General features: G+C 68.3%; 2 protein-coding genes. Both read right to left on the bottom strand.

The window, feature by feature from the left end; translation table 11 throughout:
• On the bottom strand, positions 1-356 hold a 356-nt coding region (locus tag VNH11_12730), incomplete at its 3' end, for a hypothetical protein (protein HVA47225.1).
• On the bottom strand, positions 353-3842 hold a 3490-nt coding region (locus VNH11_12725), incomplete at its 5' end, for a protein kinase (GenBank protein HVA47224.1). The genes VNH11_12730 and VNH11_12725, both read right to left, overlap by 4 nt.

Below are 3842 nucleotides of genomic sequence, written 5' to 3'. Positions count from 1 at the left end.
TTGGGCAGCACCTTGACCGCCACGTGGCGGCCGAGCGACACCTGCTCGGCTTCGTAGACGATGCCCATGCCGCCGCGGCCCACCTCGCGGATGATGCGGTAATCGCCGAGTTGATCGGGCCGCGCGGCGCCGAGGGCGGGCGTACCGCTGGGAGTCTCTTCACCGAACGAGTCGTCGCTGGTCGGCGCCAGGTTCTCCATCATCGCCAGCGCTTGGAAGGTGTCGCGGATGATTTCCGCGAGCTCGGGATGACGCTCCGTATATTCTTTGATCGCAGGCCGTTCTCCGCGGCGAAACCGCTCGGTGAATTCTTCGGCCAACCGCTCGACGAGTTCCAGTTCCTGATCTTCGGTCATCTGGCAGGCTCCGTGTAATCAGGCGATGCCCCGTCGTTTCTGGGCCGGCCGTCGGCGACATGCATGCTGCCGTCCTGGCAGACCCAGGCGAGCTGAGTGCCGTCGGGGCTGAAGGTCACCGCGAGCCCCTCGCCCGCTTCGGTCGGCAAGACGAGCAATTCGCGCCGGTTGAGTGGATCCCACACGCGGACCGTGCCGTCCGAGCCCGTGGAGGCCAGACGGCTGCCGTCGCGGTTGTAGGCGAGGCTCTGGATGGCGCCTGTATGGCCGCGAAGGGTTCCGATTTGCGGGCCATCCCGGCTGTCGAGAATGCGAATGATTCCATCCGTGCCGGCGAAGGCCAGCCAGGCGCCGTCGGGACTGTAAGCCACGGCGGCGCCCATGTTGTCTTTCGTCTCCAGCGCCATGATGACCCGGTTCGATTGGTCGGCATCGCGCACGCGCAACGAACCGCTGGCACTGGCGGCGGCGATGCGCGTGCCGTCGGCGCTGTAAGCCAGCCCTCGGACCGGCGTGCCCAAAGGCTTGACCTTGATCAACTCCGTGCCGGTCGCCACATCCCACACGCGCAGCGTGCCGTCCTCTCCGCCGGAAGCCAGCCGCTGTCCTGCGTGGTGAAATTGCAGACAATGAACCGCGCCGCTGTGGCCGCCGCAGGTGCGCAACAGCCGAAGCTCCGTCGTGTCCCAGAGGCGCACCGCGCCATTGGCGGTCGCCGTCGCCAGTCGCGTTCCCATTGGGTTGAAGGCGACGGCCGACACCTCGGCATCGTGTGCGGCCACGACGCGCGCCCCGGCCGCCCCAAAGGCGTCGCGGATGAGCAGCGCACCGTCGGCGCCGACCGACGCCAGCCGCGAGCCGTCGGGGCTGTAAGCCAGGCCGCGCGCCGCGCCGCGGTGGCCCGTGAGAACACGCGGCATGCGTTCGCCGGTAGGATCCCAAAACCGAATGGTCCGGTCGGAACCGCCCGATGCCAGCCGCTTGCCGTCGGGGCTGAAGGCCACGCAGTCGGCCGAGCCCACGTGTCCCGCCAAAACCCGCTGCTCGCGGCCCGCCGACGCGTTCCAGATGCGAACGGTTTGATCGCGGCTGGCGGAGGCCACCCACACGCCGTCGGGGCTGTAGGCCACGCGGTCCACGACGCCGCGGTGGCCCGTCAAGGTGTGCAGCTCCTTGCCGCTCGACACGTCCCAGATTCGCACGCTGTAGTCGGAACCGGAGGAGGCAAGCCGCAAGCCATCGGGGCTGAACGCCGCCCAGCGGACCTCATCCGTGTGACCCGAAAGCACGGTCACGGGCCGGCCCGTCGCCGCTTCCCAGACGCGGACCGTCTTGTCGTCGCCGGCCGACGCCAGCCGTCGGCCGTCGGGGCTGAACGCGACGCCGTTGACCTCGCCCTGGCCGGCTGGCACCACACGCAACGCTTCGCCCGTCGCGGTGTTCCAGAGGCGAAGCGTATCGTCCGCGCCGGCCGAGGCCAATTGCGTGCCGTCCGCGTTGTAGGCCACGGAAACGACGCGCTTGGTGTGGCCCGTCAACGGCAACGGAGTTCCTGCGTCGCTCAAATTCCAGAGAAACAACGCGCCGGCGTCGCCGGATGAGGCAAGCTGTTTGCCGGTCGGGCTGTAGGCGACGTCGCGAATGCCCGTCGGATGGCCCTGCAGAATGCGCGACGTGCCGCCGGTCGTCGCGTCCCAGATCCGCAGGGCGCCAGCGGCGCCGCAAGAGACCAGCCAGCGGCCATCGGGGCTGAACGCGACCGAATTCACGGCGTCGGCGTGGCCCGCCAGCAGCATGTCGAAACGATGGGTGAGGCGGTCCTGAAAGTGCCACTCCCAGCCGCGCAGGTCGCGCTCTTGGGGCGAGGCGGGCAGGCATTCGGCGAGCAATTTCGTGGCGTGCGACACGTCGCCCGATTCCCACTTCCTGAAGGCCAGGTTGACGTTGGAAGCATACAGGTGGAAGCGGGCCAGCTCGCGCTGCCGCGCGGCGTCGTCGCGCTGCCGCTGGGCTTCGTCTTTCGCCGCGACCGCTTCTTCGGCCACGCGGCGGCTGGCGGCGGCGAGACCGGCATTCCGCCGGGCCAGCTCCGCATTCTCCGCCGCGCGTTTTTCAGCGTGCTCATTCGCCGAATGGAGCTCCGACTGCGTGAGCCGCAGTGCCACGACGCTGTTCGTCAGGCTCCGGTTCAGGTTCCTGAAATAGCCGGCGGCGATCGTCGAGCCGATTGCGAAAAGGCCGACCAGCAAACCAACGGCGGCCAGCGACGCCGCCAGGGACCGGTTGTGCCGGCTCCAGCGGGCCACACGCTCCGGCAAGGAAATCCGCCGGGCCTTGATCGGCTCGTCGTCGATAAACCGCTGCAGGTCGTCGGCCAGCTCCTGCGCCGTCTGGTAGCGGTGCATCGCATCTCGTTCGATCGCCTTGTGGACGATCGTTACGAGGTCGGCGGGAATGTCGGGATTCAGCTTGCTCAAAGGCCCGACCTGAGCGTGCAACACGCGTTCGATCAACACGTTGCGCTTGGCGTGCTCGAACGCCGGGCGCAACGCCAGCAGCTCGTACAACGTCAGGCCCAGGCTATAGATTTCGCTTCGCTCGTCCGCCTGAACTTTGAACGTCTCCGGTGCGATGTAGCGCAGTGTGCCCAGAATGTCGCCCGTCTGCGTCAGACCGAGGTCGTCGTCCAGCTTGGCCAGACCGAAATCGGTGACCCACACGGCGCCCCGCACGTCGAGCAGCAGGTTGGCCGGCTTGATGTCACGGTGCAAGATGCCTTGGCCGTGCGCGTAGGCCAGGGCGTCGGCCACTTGGATCCCGATTTCGGCCACGCTTTGCCAGTAGGTCCGCTTCGCGCGCGCGCGCTGCGATCGCCCGCGTCCGCCGCCCGGCAAGACCACCGACGAACGGGAAGCCGAGAGCGTGTCGGACAGCCGCCCATTCGATGAAGAGGCGTTCGGGGCGTCGGCGCCGGCCGGCGGCGGCTGGTCGCGCGTTTCGTCGGGCGCGACCTCGCCGTCGTGGCTTCCTGACTTTTCTTCGGGCGTCTGGAAGACGCCGGTCAAGAGCGAATGCGCCGCGCCGGCGGCCGAGACGCCGCGCCGACTGACCGGCAATTCGCCGCTTGGCAACGGACCGCTCAGTGTGCCCGCCTTCGCGCGCAGCCGCTTGAGCTCGTCGAGCACTTCATCCAGGGCCGAGCCTTGGATGAACTGCATCACGTAGTAGTCCGTGCCGTTGTCGTCGCCGACGCCGAACACCGGCACGATATTGGTATGGTGCAGGCGGGCCGCCGCCTTGGCCTCGCGCTGGAACCGCAAGCGCTGCTTCGGTTTTTTGAGCAGATCCTTGGGCAGCACCTTGACCGCCACGTGGCGGCCGAGCGACACCTGCTCGGCTTCGTAGACGATGCCCATGCCGCCGCGGCCCACCTCGCGGATGATGCGGTAATCGCCGAGTTGATCGGGCCGCGCGGCGCCGAGGGCG

This window comes from Pirellulales bacterium, assembly GCA_035533075.1.
Classification (GTDB): domain Bacteria; phylum Planctomycetota; class Planctomycetia; order Pirellulales; family JAICIG01; genus DASSFG01.
The sequence above is the reverse complement of the archived record's forward strand: the minus strand, read 5'-3'. Positions and strand labels throughout refer to the sequence as shown.